Annotated in this window: 13 protein-coding genes and 1 tRNA gene; 5 read left to right on the forward strand and 9 right to left on the reverse strand. The window is 70.7% G+C overall.

The window, feature by feature from the left end:
- The first annotated feature begins 195 nt into the window (after positions 1-195).
- A complete protein-coding gene (locus AB0O21_RS25960) occupies positions 196-1,416 on the forward strand; it encodes an acetyl-CoA C-acetyltransferase (protein ID WP_365174547.1) in 1,221 nt (406 codons plus the stop codon).
- Positions 1,417-1,710: 294 nt separating this feature from the next.
- The gene (locus tag AB0O21_RS25965; protein WP_365174550.1) at positions 1,711-2,526 is read left to right on the forward strand and encodes a hypothetical protein; all 816 of its coding nucleotides are present in this window, start codon (positions 1,711-1,713) and stop codon (positions 2,524-2,526) included.
- Here the strand turns inward: AB0O21_RS25965 and AB0O21_RS25970 are convergent.
- Positions 2,510-2,863 carry a hypothetical protein gene (locus AB0O21_RS25970; RefSeq protein ID WP_365174553.1) on the reverse strand — a complete coding sequence of 118 codons (354 nt, stop codon included), beginning with the start codon at positions 2,861-2,863 and terminating at the stop codon, positions 2,510-2,512. The genes AB0O21_RS25965 and AB0O21_RS25970 overlap by 17 nt on opposite strands.
- Positions 2,864-2,963: 100 nt before the next feature.
- On the opposite strand from AB0O21_RS25970, the gene AB0O21_RS25975 reads away from it, so the two are divergent.
- The gene (locus tag AB0O21_RS25975) at positions 2,964-3,194 is read left to right on the forward strand and encodes a DUF4287 domain-containing protein (RefSeq protein WP_030036969.1); all 231 of its coding nucleotides are present in this window, start codon (positions 2,964-2,966) and stop codon (positions 3,192-3,194) included.
- Between the two features lie 114 nt (positions 3,195-3,308).
- Here the strand turns inward: AB0O21_RS25975 and AB0O21_RS25980 are convergent, their stop codons facing one another.
- Positions 3,309-4,163 (reverse strand): Bax inhibitor-1/YccA family protein, encoded by an 855-nt coding sequence (locus tag AB0O21_RS25980; RefSeq protein ID WP_365174556.1) that lies wholly within the window; start codon positions 4,161-4,163, stop codon positions 3,309-3,311.
- 147 nt (positions 4,164-4,310) lie between these two features.
- Positions 4,311-4,392, reverse strand: a tRNA-Leu gene (locus AB0O21_RS25985).
- 419 nt (positions 4,393-4,811) lie between these two features.
- Here AB0O21_RS25985 and AB0O21_RS25990 point away from each other — a divergent pair.
- Together AB0O21_RS25990 and AB0O21_RS25995 are read left to right on the forward strand one after the other, a co-directional pair.
- Positions 4,812-5,576, forward strand: coding sequence for an ABC transporter ATP-binding protein (locus AB0O21_RS25990; RefSeq protein WP_365174633.1), 765 nt, complete (start codon positions 4,812-4,814; stop codon positions 5,574-5,576).
- Positions 5,577-5,661: 85 nt separating this feature from the next.
- Positions 5,662-8,205, forward strand: coding sequence for an FtsX-like permease family protein (locus tag AB0O21_RS25995; RefSeq protein WP_365174559.1), 2,544 nt, complete (start codon positions 5,662-5,664; stop codon positions 8,203-8,205).
- Between the two features lie 69 nt (positions 8,206-8,274).
- On the opposite strand, the gene AB0O21_RS26000 is transcribed toward AB0O21_RS25995, so the two are convergent.
- From AB0O21_RS26000 to eno, 6 genes are all read right to left on the reverse strand, one after another.
- Positions 8,275-9,690 carry a cyclopropane-fatty-acyl-phospholipid synthase family protein gene (locus AB0O21_RS26000; RefSeq protein WP_365174562.1) on the reverse strand — a complete coding sequence of 472 codons (1,416 nt, stop codon included), beginning with the start codon at positions 9,688-9,690 and terminating at the stop codon, positions 8,275-8,277.
- Between the two features lie 139 nt (positions 9,691-9,829).
- Positions 9,830-11,221 carry an NAD(P)/FAD-dependent oxidoreductase gene (locus AB0O21_RS26005; RefSeq protein WP_365174565.1) on the reverse strand — a complete coding sequence of 464 codons (1,392 nt, stop codon included), beginning with the start codon at positions 11,219-11,221 and terminating at the stop codon, positions 9,830-9,832.
- A 436-nt stretch (positions 11,222-11,657) separates the two neighbouring features.
- Positions 11,658-12,599 (reverse strand): Ppx/GppA phosphatase family protein, encoded by a 942-nt coding sequence (locus AB0O21_RS26010; protein WP_365174568.1) that lies wholly within the window; start codon positions 12,597-12,599, stop codon positions 11,658-11,660.
- Positions 12,596-13,138, reverse strand: coding sequence for a DUF501 domain-containing protein (locus AB0O21_RS26015; RefSeq protein ID WP_365174571.1), 543 nt, complete (start codon positions 13,136-13,138; stop codon positions 12,596-12,598). The genes AB0O21_RS26010 and AB0O21_RS26015 overlap by 4 nt, the downstream gene beginning before the upstream one ends.
- Before the next feature lie 42 nt (positions 13,139-13,180).
- Positions 13,181-13,669, reverse strand: a complete 489-nt coding sequence (locus AB0O21_RS26020; RefSeq protein ID WP_365174574.1) for a septum formation initiator family protein — start codon at positions 13,667-13,669, stop codon at positions 13,181-13,183.
- 101 nt (positions 13,670-13,770) lie between these two features.
- Positions 13,771-15,057, reverse strand: coding sequence for a phosphopyruvate hydratase (gene eno, locus AB0O21_RS26025; protein ID WP_365174577.1), 1,287 nt, complete (start codon positions 15,055-15,057; stop codon positions 13,771-13,773).
- Positions 15,058-15,259: the final 202 nt, after the last annotated feature.

The raw sequence follows: 15,259 nt of genomic DNA on the forward strand, positions 1-15,259 counted from the left end.
TGCCGCCGGGCAACACCCAGCCCCGCCGGCGTTTGAGGAGCGGGGTCCGGGGCAGAGCCCCGGCAGCGGCGCCGCACCCCCTGCGACCCCGCGGGAGCGACCGGCATCACACCGCACGGGCGGTGACCTCGACCGTACGGGGCGGTAACTTCGCATGCGGTCCCGCAACGACGCACGCACCCCCTTGGAGTCCCGATGCCCGAAGCCGTCATCGTTTCCACCGCCCGCTCGCCCATCGGGCGCGCCTTCAAGGGGTCCCTCAAGGACATCCGCCCGGACGACCTGACGGCCACGATCATCCAGGCCGCCCTCGCCAAGGTCCCCGAGCTGGACCCCCGCGAGGTCGAGGACCTGATGCTGGGCTGCGGCCTGCCGGGCGGTGAGCAGGGCAACAACCTGGCCCGCATCGTCGCCGTGCAGATGGGGATGGACTTCCTGCCGGGCACCACGATCACCCGGTACTGCTCCTCCTCGCTGCAGACCTCCCGGATGGCGCTGCACGCGATCAAGGCGGGCGAGGGCGACGTCTTCATCTCGGCCGGTGTCGAGATGGTGTCGCGGTTCGCGAAGGGCAACTCGGACTCGTGGCCCGACACCCACAACCCGATCTTCGCCGAGGCGGAGGCCCGGACGGCCTCCGTCGCGCAGAGCGAGGGCTCGTCCTGGCGCGACCCCCGCGAGGACGGCCTGGTCCCCGACGCGTACATCGCGATGGGCCAGACCGCCGAGAACCTGGCCCGCATCAAGGGCGTGACCCGCCGGGACATGGACGAGTTCGGCGTCCGCTCGCAGAACCTCGCCGAGGCCGCCATCAAGAACGGCTTCTGGGAGCGGGAGATCACCCCGGTGACCACCCCGGACGGCACGGTCGTCTCGACGGACGACGGCCCGCGCGCCGGCGTGACCCTGGAGGGCGTCGAGGGCCTCAAGCCCGTCTTCCGCCCCGACGGCCTCGTCACGGCCGGCAACTGCTGCCCGCTGAACGACGGCGCCGCCGCGGTCGTCATCATGAGCGACACCAAGGCCCGCGAGCTGGGCCTGACCCCGCTGGCCCGGATCGTCTCCACCGGCGTCACCGGCCTCTCCCCCGAGATCATGGGCCTGGGCCCGGTCGAGGCGTCGAAGCAGGCCCTGAAGCGGGCCGGCCTGACCGTCGGCGACATCGACCTCTTCGAGATCAACGAGGCCTTCGCGGCCCAGGTCATCCCGTCCTACCGGGACCTGGAGATCCCCCTCGACAAGCTGAACGTCAACGGCGGGGCCATCGCCGTCGGTCACCCCTTCGGGATGACCGGCGCCCGCCTCACCGGCACGCTGATCAACAGCCTGCAGTTCCACGACAAGCAGTTCGGTCTGGAGACCATGTGCGTCGGCGGCGGGCAGGGCATGGCCATGGTCATCGAGCGGCTGAGCTGATCTGACCAAGAGCGGGCCCAGGCGCCGCAAGGGATCCGGCCAGGTCCCTTGCGGCGTACTGACACCGGATCCAACCCCGTCGCGGCCGACCTGTGACCGAATCTCCCCCAGGATGTGACTTATCTCCTGGGGGATTCGCATATATGCAGGTCAGATGGCATGCGAAGGGGTTCCTCGGGACGAAAGCCCTGTCCAATTCGTGACGTAATGCACTGCACGCCATTCCCAGGTCAGGACACTCTGATGTAGGAAGTCGGGGGATCGAATCACACCGGGAGTCACTCAGTGAGCGCCATGTCTCTTGCCCTGCTGCTGACCGCGGCCGCTGCCACGGCCGTCGGCGCTGCTGCGCTGCACGCCGTCCACGGCCTGCGCAAGCAGGTCACGGCCCTGCGCAGCGAGCTGGCGATGCCGGCGCACCCCCGCGGTGCGACCGTTCCGCACGCCCGCAGCGCCGTCGAGTCCCCCGCCGCCGAGATACGAGCCGCCGTGGCCGAAGCCCTCGCCGAGGAGCGCGAGCGCGAGCTGGCCGAGGCGCGCGCCTTCTGGGCCGCGCAGGAGGCCCGTGACGCCGCCGACGCCCCCTCGCTGCTGGGCGGCCTGCCCGGCCTCGGCGAGGACAGCCCGCACGTCTTCCTGCCCCGGCAGGCCGACATGGTGGGCCTGGAGCCGGTGCTCGGTGACGACGCCCTCGACGAGAACCCGTACCCGGAGGACTCGGCCGAGCTGGCCGCCGCCCGCCGGCGCCACCCCTCGCACCCCGACTTCGTGCCGGTCCAGGCCTCGCACCCCGGCGCCGACCACGAGCGCACGGTCAGCCGCCTGGAGGAGCTCGCGGAGGCCCGTACGGCCCTCGCGGACGTCCGCCCCGGCCCGCTGGGCACCCTCGACGTGTACGTCTTCACGGACGGCACCACGCTCTGTATGACCCCGGGGCACCGGGAGACCGCGGAGCGCCTCGCCGAGGCCCTGCGCTCGGGCACCGCTCCGGTCCTGCTCGGCGGCTCGGGCATCTCCGGCGCCTACGCGCTGACCTTCTCCTGCGGCGACGCCGAGGACCCGGACAGCAACGTCTACATCCTCGCGGACCGCGTCATCGCATCGCTCTAGCCTCGGCCAGCTCCACCAGCCGCACGGCCTCGTCCAGTACCTCGGACGGGGCCTTCGCGCTGTCCGGGGCCGGTACGCCGCGCAGCGCCTCGGCGAGATCGGCGCCGGCCACCGCCACCTGGTCCCCGACGACGAAGATCCCCGCGTCCGGCATCTCCCGCACCGGGGCGCCCGCCGCGCCCGCCGCGCCCTCAAGGGCCTGTGCTCTCGCCGAGAGCTCCCGGGCCAGCTCCAGTGCCGCTTCGGCGGCTCCTTGCTGCAGGCGGCTCTGCGGTGCGGCGCGCAGCCGGTCCGCGAAACGTTCCACGGCGGCGGTCAGGGGTGAAGTATCGAGCACCCGGCCGACCTTACGCGCCGTCCGCGCACCATTGCCAACGCGCGAACTCTCCGGCACGGTGACGTGAAGAGAACAGCACGGCAACCTTCCGGAGGCGCCCATGTCCGTAGAGTTCTCCGAGCAGACCCACCGCAACATGATCGACAGAATCCCCCTGACCACCGGTCGTGAAGTGTCCGACTGGCTCCGCACCGTGGACGAAGGCCCCTCCCTCGTCCGGTTCGAGGAGAAGGTCAGCTGGCTGCGCGGCGCGCACGAACTGTCGTACGGCCAGGCCAAGGCGATCATCCACGAGTACGACCTGCGCCGGGCCGCACGCCGGTTCGGCTGACCCTGTCCACATCCCCCTCCTGTCCACGTACCCCTAGACACGGGAAGGCCCCGCGAGCACGTGCTCGCGGGGCCTTCCCCATGCAGTGGGCGCGCCGGGTGGCCGCCGGTACTACTAGTCGTCGCCCGAGAGGATCTGGAAGATGCGCAGCATCTCGACGTAGATCCACACCAGGGTCATGGTGAGGGCGAAGGCCGCCAGCCAGGCCTCCTCGCGCGGGGCGCCGTACGTGATGCCGTCCTCGACCTGCTTGAAGTCGAGGGCGAGGAAGCAGGCGCCGAGGATGACACCGATGGCACCGAACAGGAGGCCGAGGCCGCCGCTGCGGAAGCCGAGGCCGTCACCGCCGCCGAAGAGCATGAACAGCGAGTTCGCGAGCATCAGCATGATGAAGCCCAGCGCGGCGGCCATGACGAAGCCGGTGAAGCGCCGGTTGACGCGGATCCAGCCCATCTTGTAGCCGAGGAGCACGGCGCCGAAGACGCACATCGTGCCCATGACGGCCTGGATGACCACGCCGGCGCCGAGGTAGGTGCTGGTGGCCGCGCTGATGACGCCGAGGAAGACACCCTCCAGCGCCGCGTAGCCCAGGATCAGCGCCGGTACCGGCGTGCGCTTGAAGGACTGGACCATCGCCAGCACGAACGCGACGAGAGCCGCGCCGATGGCGATGCCGTACGACTTGCCGAGGTTCGCCGGGTCGACCGGCAGAAGGACCCAGGACAGCGTCGCCGTCACGAAGAGCGTGCCGAGCGTCATGCCCGTGCGGCTCACGACGTCGTCCATGGTCATCGCGTTGGTGCGCGCCGGGGCCTGGGGCATGCCCGTCGCCGGGTCCGTCGCGTACGGGTTCGTCGCGTACGGGTTGGTCCCGGCCTGCTGGTGCTGCTGCTGCGCGTCAAAGCCCGCGTAGCCACCGTTGTCGCGGCTGAACCCCCGTCGCGAGAAGACCGGGTTACTGCTCCTCATCTCACTCCTCCGTGGCCACCGAGCGCGGCCTTGCATCAAGAGTAATGCGCTCGCAAAAAAAGCACCCTACTGCTGGAGGAGGATCTTAGGAGAAGGGAGGGCGAAGCGCAGGGGATAAATCGACCGGGCCTCGCGGGAGCTGGGGAGTGCCCGGAGCCGGACTTGAACCGGCACGACCCGAAGGTCAGCGAGGTTTAAGCTCGCCGTGTCTGCATTCCACCATCCGGGCAGGGCGTGGCGGCCCCCGAGATAAAGCCTTCAGCGCTGCCCCGAGCCTATCCGGAAGACCCCTGCCGCCACCTGGCCCTCTTTCCGATGTTGTCTTATTTTATTGGCGCTTGAGGGGTCGTCAGGCCGCAGAACGCACGGTGGGCACCTTCTCGGAGACGATCACCCCCGATCCGGGAATGACGGGATTTCGATGGCCGCGCCACCCCTCCCGCCACCCGGCGCGCCACCCCGCGCCTCCCCCTGGCCCGGCGGCGGCATCAGGGTCGCCGTCATACCAGAGGCGTAGGCGGACGCCCCCGCGGTCAGACTCCAGTGGGCCGGAGAACGGTCACCACGGCTGATCCCCGGCGGGGGTGGGCGCGGAGACGATGGACGGGTCCCCGCAGTGCAGACCCGAGGAGCCGTCCCGTGACCACCATGAACTACGCCCCGCACACCACCCGGGCCGCGGCCGCCCGCGCCACGGGCCTCTCCAAGGTGTACGGCCAGGGCGAGACCCAGGTGGTCGCCCTCGACAAGGTCTCCGTGGACTTCGGGCAGGGCCAGTTCACCGCGATCATGGGCCCCTCGGGCTCCGGCAAGTCCACGCTGATGCACTGCGTCGCCGGCCTGGACACCTTCACCGAGGGCTCCGTCCGCATCGGCGAGACCGAGCTGGGCTCCCTCAAGGACAAGCAGCTCACCCAGCTGCGCCGGGACAAGATCGGCTTCATCTTCCAGGCCTTCAACCTGCTGCCGACCCTGACGGCCCTGGAGAACATCACGCTCCCCATGGACATCGCCGGCCGCAAGCCCGACAAGCAGTGGCTGAACACGGTCATCGAGATGGTCGGCCTCTCCGGCCGCCTCTCCCACCGACCCACCCAGCTCTCCGGCGGCCAGCAGCAGCGCGTGGCCGTGGCCCGCGCCCTGGCCTCCCGGCCCGAGATCATCTTCGGTGACGAGCCCACCGGAAACCTCGACTCCCGCTCCGGCGCCGAGGTCCTCGGCTTCCTGCGCAACTCGGTGCGCGAGCTCGGCCAGACCGTCGTGATGGTCACCCACGACCCGGTCGCCGCCTCCTACGCGGACCGCGTCATCTTCCTCGCCGACGGCCGGATCGTCGACGAGATGTACGGGCCCACCGCGGACGGCGTGCTGGACCGCATGAAGGCCTTCGACGCCAAGGGCCGCACGAGCTGAGGCACCGCGCCCCTCCGGCGCCCCTGCCGCCCGGCCCCGCCACCGCCTCCGCCGCCGCCCCCCGACTCCCCTGGACTCCTCCACCATGTTCCGTACCGCGCTGCGCAACGTCCTCGCGCACAAGGCCCGGCTGTTGATGACGGTGCTCGCCGTCACCCTCGGCGTCGCCTTCGTCTCCGGCACCCTCGTCTTCACCGACACCCTCAGCAACGCCATGTCCAACCAGTCCGCGAAGTCGTACGACGGCGTCGCGGTCTCCGTCACCGACCACGGGGCCTCCCGCAACGAGGACGGCGAGAAGGAGGGCGACCCCGGCATCAGCCAGCAGACCCTCGACAAGGTCAAGGCACTCAGGGGCGTCGACTCCGTCTCCGGCCGCGTCACCGGATTCGCCGGCGTCGGCGACGAGAACGGCAAGCTGATCGGCAGCGGCTGGGCCAACGCCGGCTCCAACTACGCCCCCGTCAAGGACGGCAAGGACCCGCGCTACGACTTCACCGACGGCACCGGCCCGGCCAACGCCGGGCAGATCGCCCTCGACAAGGACTCGGCCGCCAAGGGCAAGTACAAGGTCGGCGACAAGGTCCGCGTCGCCACCAACGGGCCGGTCAAGGAGTACGCCCTCTCCGGCGTCTTCACCACGGAGGACGGCGCCGTCAACGCGGGCGGCAGCCTGGTCCTGTTCGACACCGCCGTCGCCCAGGAGCTCTACCTCCAGCCCGGCTTCTACAGCGAGCTGTCCGTCGGCGCCAAGGCGGGCACCACCGCCGACCAGCTGCTGACCGAGATCAAGCCCCTCCTCGGCAAGAACTCCGAGGCCAAGACCGGCGCCGCGCTCGCCGCCGAGCAGGCCAGGATGATCGAGCGGGCCATGTCCGGCATGAGCACCGGCCTGCTGATCTTCGCCGGCGTCTCCCTCTTCGTGGGCATCTTCCTCATCTACAACACCTTCACCATGCTGGTCGCCCAGCGCACCAGGGAACTGGCCCTGCTGCGCGCCGTCGGCGCCAACCGCGCCCAGGTCAGGCGCTCGGTCCTCGCCGAGGCCGCCGTCGTCGGCATCGTCTCCTCGGCCATCGGCATGGTGTCGGGCATCGGCCTCGCCGTCGCCATGCGCTCGGCGATGGGCCTCTTCGACGCCAAGATCCCGGCCGGCTCGCTCATCATCGCCCCGGCCACCGTGGTGATCGCCCTGGTCATCGGCGTCCTGGTCACCATGCTCGCCGCCCTGCTGCCGGCCTGGCGCAGCAGCAGGATCGCCCCGGTCGCCGCCATGGGCAGCGCCCACCTGCCCGCCACCATGAAGTCCCTGGTGCTGCGCAACTCCCTCGGCAGCATCGTGGCCTTCGCGGGCATCGGCGTGGTCTTCCTCGGCGTGAGCCAGAAGAGCGAGGGCCGCACGACCATCGCGGGCGGCGCCTTCTTCCTCGTCATCGGCCTCTTCGTGCTGCTGCCGATGCTGTCCCGCCCGGTCATCGCCACCGTCCGCCCGCTGCTGGAGAAGGTCTTCGGCGTCGCCGGCAAGCTCGCCGCGCAGAACGCGGTCCGCAACCCGCGCCGCACCGCCGTCACCGCCGCCTCCCTGACGATCGGTCTGACCCTGGTCACCGCGATGTCCGTCATGGGCGTCACCGTCGGCCAGGCCGTCGACAAGGCGACCACGCAGAACATCAAGGCCGACTACCGGGTCACGATGGCCGGCGACGGCATGAACCTCGACAAGTCCGTGCTCCCGGCGCTGGAGAAGGGCAAGGGCGTCACCGCCGTCTCCCCCAAGACCCGCGAGTTCATCAAGCTCGCCGGCACCTCCCAGATGGTCAACGGCGTCAACCCGGCCGCGCTGGCCGACGTACTGGACGTCCGGACCACGGCAGGCAACCTCGCCGCCCTCGGCCAGGGTCAGCTGATGGTCTCCGCGAAGGAGGCGGAGAAGAAGGGCCTGAAGGTCGGCTCCAGCGTCGACGCCCAGTTCCTCGACGGCCAGAAGGGCAAGCTCCAGGTCGGCGCGGTCTTCGACGGCAAGGACCAGCTCGACGACTACGTCCTCGACAACAAGATCCTCGCCTCCCACAACGAGGAGCAGTACCTGCCCGAGGTCCTCGTCAAGACCGCCGGCGGCGCCTCCAAGGCGAACCAGCAGGCCGTCGTCGACGCCCTGGGCAAGAGCCCGGCCATCAAGGTCTCCGACAAGGCCGACATGCGCAACGAGATGGCCGGCGAGATCAACACGGCCCTGAACATCATGTACGGCCTGCTCGGCATGGCCCTGATCATCGCCGTCCTCGGCGTGGTCAACACCCTCGCGATGTCGGTCTACGAGCGCCAGCAGGAGATCGGCATGCTGCGGGCCGTCGGCCTCGACCGGGGCCGGGTCAAGAACATGATCCGCCTGGAGGCCGTGGTCATCTCGCTCTTCGGCGCGGTCCTCGGCATCGGCGTGGGCGTCTTCCTCGCCTGGTCCGGCGGCAAGACCATCGCGGGCTCGATCCCGGGCTACTCGCTGGTCATCCCCTTCGACCGGATCGCGATCTTCTTCGCCCTCGCCGGACTGGTCGGCGTCCTGGCCGCCATGTGGCCGGCCCGCAGCGCCGCCCGCCTGAACATGCTGACCGCCATCAAGACCGAGTAGGACCGGTCGCGGCACGGATCGCGCAGGGCCCCGGGGCAGCCGCCCCGGGGCCCTGCGCGTGCCCGCGTCCTACGCGCCCCAGGTGCGCAGCCGCAGCGGCAGCCCCGACCCGCCCGCCGCCGAAGGCCGCACCGCGAGAACCTGGTTGACGCCGAGCCGGCCGTGCTCGAAGCCCAGCGCGCAGGCCGCCATGTACAGCAGCCAGACCCGGGCCCGTCCGGGCGAGGTCAGCCGTACGCACTCCTCCCAGTGCTCCTCCAGCCGCGCCACCCAGGCCCGCAGGGTCAGCGCGTAGTGCTCGCGCAGCGCCTCCACGTCGCGGACCTCGAAGCCGGCCCGCTCCAGCTCGCCGACGGTGCTGCCGAGCGGGGAGAGCTCCCCGTCGGGGAAGACGTAGGCGTCGATGAACTCGTCGATGCGGTACGCCTCTTCGTCGGGCTCCGGGGGGCGGGCGATCTGGTGGTTCAGCAGCCGTCCGCCCGGCCGGAGCAGGGCGTGCAGGGTGCGGGCGTAGTCCCGGTAGCGGTCGGCGCCGACGTGTTCGGCCATCCCGATGGAGGAAATGGCGTCGTACGGGCCGTCCTTGACGTCCCGGTAGTCCTGGATCCGGATCTCGACCCGCTCGGTCAGGCCCTCGTCGGCGACCCGTTTGAGGGCGTACGCGGCCTGCTCGCGGGAGAGCGTGATGCCGGTGACCCGGACGCCGTACTCGCGGGCCGCGTGCACCGCCATGGAGCCCCAGCCGCAGCCGACGTCGAGGAGCCGGTCGCCGGGCTTCAGGGCGAGTTTGCGGGAGACGAGGTCGAGCTTGTCGTACTGGGCCGCCTCCAGGCTCCCGCCGGGCGTCCAGTACGCGCAGGAGTACACCATCGAGGGGCCGAGCACGCGTTCGTAGAAGTCGTTGCCGACGTCGTAGTGGTGGCTGACGGCCTGCCGGTCCCGTCCCTTGCTGTGCCGCGGCCCGCCGCGCCGGAGAGTCGCCTCCTCGGCCGGGGGCGCGGGCGGCGGCAGCGGTCCGGCGAGCGCGACCAGCTCGCGTAGGGCGGCCCGCTGCGGGGGGTTGCGCAGCAGTCGGGCGGCTTCCGGCAGGGCGGCCGGGCGGGCCTCCTTCGCACGGCGGGCGATGCCCCCCAGGGCCGCGAGCGGCCCGGTCCGGCCGGCCGGCTGCCCGGCGGGGCCGGAGGCGGCCGCGGGGGCGGCGGGCGGGAGGTCGTGCTCCTTCTCCCAGAGCAGCCCCGCCACCCGGTCCAGCAGCTCGAACAGGTCGCCCTCGACGGTCAGTTCGCCCGCGACCCAGGCGCGGGCCAGGCCCAGCTCGCCCGGCTTCCACAGCATCCGGCGCACGGCACGGCGGCGGTGGACGACGAGCACGGGACCACTGGGCGGGCCCGCCTCGCTGCCGTCCCACGCACGGATGCGCACGGGCAGCGGGGCTCCCAGCAGGGTCTCGGCTAGAGCAGCCAGCCGCGGCGCGGCGTCGTTCATGGCGCACCTCCACAAAAACTCCGACCCCTCCGTCTACCCACTACGGGCCGCGGGTACGCCGAAGGGGCCGCCCGCACCACGGATGGCGGGCGGCCCCTTCGGGGTCGTGCTTCGTTCGTGCCGTGCCGTCAGGCCCGGGTCAGGAGGCCTTGGCCTTCTGGGCCGGGGCTGCGGCGGCGGCCGGAGCCGGCGCCGGCGCCGGCTTGGCGGCCTCGTAGAACTCCTCGCGCGGGGTCTCCAGCGCTCCGAGGGAGACGACCTCGCGCTTGAGGAACATGCCGAGGGTCCAGTCGGCGAAGACGCGGATCTTGCGGTTCCAGGTCGGCATGGCCATGCCGTGGTAGCCACGGTGCATGTACCAGGCGAGCCGGCCCTTGAGCTTGATCTTCATCTTGCCCATGACGATCATCGCGACGCCCTTGTGGAGGCCGAGGCCCGCCACCGCACCCTTGTTGGAGTGGGCGTAGTCCTTCTGCGGGAAGCCGCGCATCCCGGAGATGACGTTGTCGCCGAGGACCTTGGCCTGGCGCAGCGCGTGCTGGGCGTTCGGCGGGCACCAGGCGTTCTCGACGCCGGCCTTGCGGGCGGCAAGGTCCGGAACCTGGGCGTTGTCGCCCGCGGTCCAGATGTAGTCGGTGCCCTTGACCTGGAGGGTCGGGTCGGCGTCGACGTGGCCGCGCGGGCCCAGCGGCAGGCCGTAGCGGGCCAGCACCGGGTTGGGCTTGACGCCCGCGGTCCAGACGATGGTGTTGGAGTCGACCTCGAGGCCGTTCTTCAGCACCACGTGGCCGTCCACGCAGGAGTCCATCGAGGTGTTGAGGTAGATCTCGATGCCGCGGGACTCGAGGTGCTCCTTGCCCCAGGTGCCGAGCTTGGGCCCGACCTCGGGAAGGATCTTGTCGGCCGCGTCGACCAGGATGAAGCGCATGTCCTCGCGCTTGATCGTGGAGTAGTACTTCGCGGCGTCGCGGGCCATGTCCTCGACCTCGCCGATCGTCTCGGCGCCGGCGAAGCCGCCGCCGACGAAGACGAAGGTGAGGGCCTTGCGGCGGACGTTCTCGTCCGTCGTGGACTCGGCCTTGTCGAGCTGCTCGAGGACGTGGTTGCGCAGGCCGATGCCCTCTTCGACGCCCTTCATGCCGATGCCCTGTTCGGCGAGGCCGGGGATCGGGAAGGTGCGGGAGACGGCGCCGAGCGCGATCACCAGGTAGTCGAAGGGCAGCTCGTACGCCTCGCCGACCAGCGGCGTGACGACGGCGACCTTGCGGTCCTGGTCGATGCTGGTGACCCGGCCGGTGAGTACCTCAGCCTTGGGCAGCACGCGTCGCAGCGGGACGACGACGTGCCGAGGCGAGATGCTGCCTGCGGCCACTTCGGGGAGGAAGGGCTGGTAGGTCATGTACGACCGCGGGTCGACGACCGTGACGGTCGCCTCGCCGTAGCGCATCTTCTTCATGATGCGCTTGGCTGCGTACAGGCCTACGTACCCACCTCCTACAACGAGGATCCTGGGACGCTCCGTGGTGCTCATGGAACGAGTATCCAGCACCCCAAGGGGTGATGCTCGTGAGCCCCTTCACAAGCTGTCCGGGACCCTCTGCTACACTCCGCGGCCCACGTGACGGAGGTCATGGCGCGCAACGGGAACCACGGTGTAACGGGAGTCGTTGTTCACCCGTCCTGAACTGGGATGTAGGCGCTCAACCGGACTGGACCACCGGCTTTTGTCCATACGTCTGATGCGGAACCCGTTGCCTCCGACATTCGCACGAACGGACGGAGAAAGGGGCCTGTGGGCCCCCGAAGAGCCCCCAACGGCCCTTCCGGTCGCCCAACAGACCCCTTTTCCTTGTGAAGAACTTCACGAACTTGATGTGGATCAGGGGACCAAAGTCCCCCTCAGACCCCTCTTCGGACGGCCGAACAGACCGTTCCGCCTGGGAATCCGCTGACCGGCGCGCCCCGTCTCAGGCGACGGACCAGGCGATCCCGTCCAGGATGTCATGCTCCGAGACGACGACCTCCGAGGCGCCGATCCGCTCCATGACGGCCAGCAGGACCAGCACGCCCGCGCCGATCACGTCCACCCGCCCCGGGTGCATCACGGGGATCGCGGCGCGCTCGGCGTGCGTCGCCGTCAGCATCCGCCCGCTGATCTCCCGGACCTGCTCGTAGGACATCCGGGAGTGGTGGATCTTCGACGAGACGTACTCCGGCAGGCCGAGGGCGATCCCCGCGGCCGTGGTCACCGAGCCGGCCAGACCCACCAGGGTGCGGGCCTCGCGCAGCGGGACGGACTCCTCGGCCAGGTCCAGCGCGGCCTCGATGTCGGCCCGCATCGCGGCGATCTGCTCGGGGGTCGGCGGGTCGGTGACGACCCCGTCCACCACCAGGTGGCGCTCGGTCATCCGGACGCAGCCCACGTCCACGGAGCGCGCGGCCCGCACGTGCTCCTCGCCGACCACGAACTCGGTCGAGCCGCCCCCGATGTCCACCACCAGGAACGGCCGCTGCAGGTGCTCGTGCGCGGCGAGCTCCTTGGTGGCGCCGGTGAAGGAGAACTCCGCCTCCTCCTCGCCGGAGATCACCTCGGGCTCGACGCCCAGGATCTCCTTGACCCCGCGCACGAAGTCGTCCCGGTTCTCGGCGTCCCGGGAGGCGGACGTGGCCACGAAGCGCACCCGCTCCGCACCCAGCTCCTTGATCACCGCCGCGTACTCGCGGCAGGCGGCGAAGGTGCGCTCCAGGGCCTCCGGGGCGAGCCGGCCGGTCTTGTCCACGCCCTGGCCGAGCCGGACGATGGTCATCCTGCGGTCCAGCTCGACGAGGTCCCCGGTGGCCGGGTCCAGGTCCGCGACGAGGAGCCGGATGGAGTTCGTACCGCAGTCGATGCCCGCGACCCGGGTCACTTCGCGTCCTCTTCCTTCTTGTCCGCGCACGGGGTGACGCAGGGGCCCTTGGCCCACCACTCCGGCAGCATCGCGAGGGCCTCGTCGCCGAACGGGTTCACGCCCGGGCCCGCGGCCAGGGAGTGGCCGACCAGCACGTGCAGGCACTTCACCCGGTCCGGCATGCCGCCGGCGCTCGGGAAGCCCTGGAGCACCTCGATGGCGTCACGGCGCTGGATGTAGTCCTCGTGCGCCTTGCGGTACGCGGCGGCGAGCTCCGGGTCCTCGGCGAGCCGGGCCTGCATCTCCTTCATCACGCCGTTCGCCTCCAGCGTGCCGATGGCGCCGGCGGCGCGCGGGCACGTCAGGTAGTACAGCGTCGGGAAGGGGGTGCCGTCGGGGAGTCGCGGGGCGGTCTCCACCACGTCCGGCTGGCCGCAGGGGCAGCGGTGCGCGATGGCGCGCAGCCCGCGCGGCGGGCGGCCGAGCTGCTGCTGGAACGCCTCGACGTCGGCGTCGGTCGGCTCGGTCCGGTCGGTCTGGGGCGGGGGCGTCTGCATGCCTGGAGGAAGTCTCTTCGTTCTCGTGGATGGGTGCGGTGCTCAGTCGCCCGGGCGGTCGGCCTTGTCGACGCCGTCCCAGACGTTCGAGTACCAGGGCCGGTCCGCGCCGGGCTGGCCGGTGCGGTGCCGCTCGGGCGCGTCGGCTCCGGGGGCGGTCATGATGTAGCCGATCTCCCCCGGGCGCAGGAAGTGCAGGTGCTTGCGCGCCTGCTGCTCGGCGTACGCGTCGTCCTGCCAGCGGGCCTTCTCGTCGCGGAGCCGCTCCAGGCGGTCCCGTGCGGTCGCGGCGGCCCGCTGCTGCTCCGCGATCTCCGCGCGCTGGGAGACGTACTGGCGCATCGGATACGCGAGGGCGACGACCAGGGTACAGAGGACGAGCACCAGGAGGGCGGCGCGTCCGGTGAGCCGGCTGCGGCGGACCTGGCGGCGCGACTGCGAGCGGTAGACGTGGGCGGCGGTCCGCTCGCCGAGCTGCTTGAGCCTGGTCGCGGTGGAGAAGGTGGAGAACCGATCCCGGTTCCCGGCCATTGATCCGCCTCCCCTGTGTGCGCGTACGACGCAATACGTCCCCGCACACGGTACGGGACCGAGTGCGGGGACGTACGGAGGCTAGACCTCTGGAGCCGTGATTAGCCCTTGAAGCGGGGGAACGCGCTGCGGCCCGCGTACACGGCGGCGTCGTCGAGGATCTCCTCGATGCGCAGCAGCTGGTTGTACTTGGCGACGCGGTCCGAGCGGGCCGGGGCGCCGGTCTTGATCTGGCCGCAGTTCACGGCGACGGCGAGGTCGGCGATGGTGACGTCCTCGGTCTCGCCGGAGCGGTGCGACATCATGCACTTGAAGCCGTTGCGCTGGGCCATCTCGACGGCGTCGAGGGTCTCGGTCAGCGAACCGATCTGGTTCACCTTCACGAGCAGGGCGTTCGCGGAGCCCTCCTCGATACCGCGGGCCAGGCGCTCCGGGTTGGTGACGAAGAGGTCGTCGCCGACGATCTGCACCTTGGAGCCGATGCGCTCGGTGACGGTCTTCCAGCCGGCCCAGTCGTCCTCGAACAGCGGGTCCTCGATGGAGACGAGCGGGTACGCCGCGACGAGCTCCTCGTAGTACTCGGTCATCTCGGCGGCCGAGCGGGACTGGCCCTCGAACTCGTACTTGCCGTCCTTGTAGAACTCGGACGCGGCGACGTCGAGCGCGAGCGCGATGTCCTTGCCCGGGGTGTAGCCGGCCTGCTTGATGGCCTCGACGATGAGGTCGAGCGCGGCGCGGTTGGACTCCAGGTTCGGGGCGAAGCCGCCCTCGTCACCGAGACCGGTGGACAGGCCCTTGGTGTGCAGGACCTTCTTGAGGGTGTGGTAGACCTCGGCACCCCAGCGCAGCGCCTCGGAGAAGGACTCCGCGCCGATCGGGGCGATCATGAACTCCTGGATGTCCACGTTGGAGTCGGCGTGCGACCCACCGTTGAGGATGTTCATCATCGGAACGGGCAGCAGGTGCGCGTTCGGGCCGCCGAGGTAGCGGAAGAGCGGAAGGTCCGAGGCCTCGGACGCGGCGTGCGCGACGGCGAGGGAGACGCCGAGGATGGCGTTGGCGCCGAGGGAGCCCTTGTTCTCGGTGGCGTCCAGGTCGATCATCGCCTGGTCGATCAGGCGCTGCTCGGTGGCGTCGTAGCCGACGAGCTCCGGGCCGAGCTGCTCGATGACGGCGAGGACGGCCTTCTCGACGCCCTTGCCGAGGTAGCGGTTGGGGTCACCGTCACGGAGCTCTACGGCTTCGAACGCTCCGGTGGAGGCGCCGGACGGGACAGCAGCACGGCCGGTGCTGCCATCGTCGAGGCCCACCTCGACCTCGACCGTGGGGTTGCCTCGGGAGTCCAGGATTTCCCGGGCTACGACGACGTCGATGGACGGCACGAGCATCTCCTTCTGGGATGTGACGCTGGGTGTGCGGCGGCATGTCAGGCCGTGGGACGGCCTTGCCGCTTAGAGCCTAACCGGCTCCGGGCACTCGGCCAGCCGACCGCCCGGGTCCTGGGACGAAAAAGGGCCCGAATACCCCTGTTCCAGGACATAGGACTCTTGAGATGGGCGGTTCGCCCTGCGCAAACGCCGCCGCCCGGCG

Origin of the sequence: Streptomyces sp. NPDC091371, from assembly GCF_040684275.1 — a bacterium.
In the GTDB taxonomy this organism is placed as follows: Bacteria; Actinomycetota; Actinomycetes; order Streptomycetales; family Streptomycetaceae; genus Streptomyces.

Coding starts and splice junctions, on each gene's coding strand:
- AB0O21_RS25960 (WP_365174547.1), top strand. CDS start 196: ATGCCCGAAGCCGTCATCGTTTCCACCGCCCGCTCGCCCATCGGGCGC.
- AB0O21_RS25990 (WP_365174633.1), top strand. CDS start 4,812: ATGAACTACGCCCCGCACACCACCCGGGCCGCGGCCGCCCGCGCCACG.
- AB0O21_RS26020 (WP_365174574.1), bottom strand. CDS start 13,669: ATGGCCGGGAACCGGGATCGGTTCTCCACCTTCTCCACCGCGACCAGG.
- eno (WP_365174577.1), bottom strand. CDS start 15,057: ATGCTCGTGCCGTCCATCGACGTCGTCGTAGCCCGGGAAATCCTGGAC.
- AB0O21_RS25975 (WP_030036969.1), top strand. CDS start 2,964: ATGTCCGTAGAGTTCTCCGAGCAGACCCACCGCAACATGATCGACAGA.
- AB0O21_RS26000 (WP_365174562.1), bottom strand. CDS start 9,690: ATGAACGACGCCGCGCCGCGGCTGGCTGCTCTAGCCGAGACCCTGCTG.
- AB0O21_RS26015 (WP_365174571.1), bottom strand. CDS start 13,138: ATGCAGACGCCCCCGCCCCAGACCGACCGGACCGAGCCGACCGACGCC.
- AB0O21_RS26005 (WP_365174565.1), bottom strand. CDS start 11,221: ATGAGCACCACGGAGCGTCCCAGGATCCTCGTTGTAGGAGGTGGGTAC.
- AB0O21_RS25965 (WP_365174550.1), top strand. CDS start 1,711: ATGTCTCTTGCCCTGCTGCTGACCGCGGCCGCTGCCACGGCCGTCGGC.
- AB0O21_RS25980 (WP_365174556.1), bottom strand. CDS start 4,163: ATGAGGAGCAGTAACCCGGTCTTCTCGCGACGGGGGTTCAGCCGCGAC.
- AB0O21_RS25995 (WP_365174559.1), top strand. CDS start 5,662: ATGTTCCGTACCGCGCTGCGCAACGTCCTCGCGCACAAGGCCCGGCTG.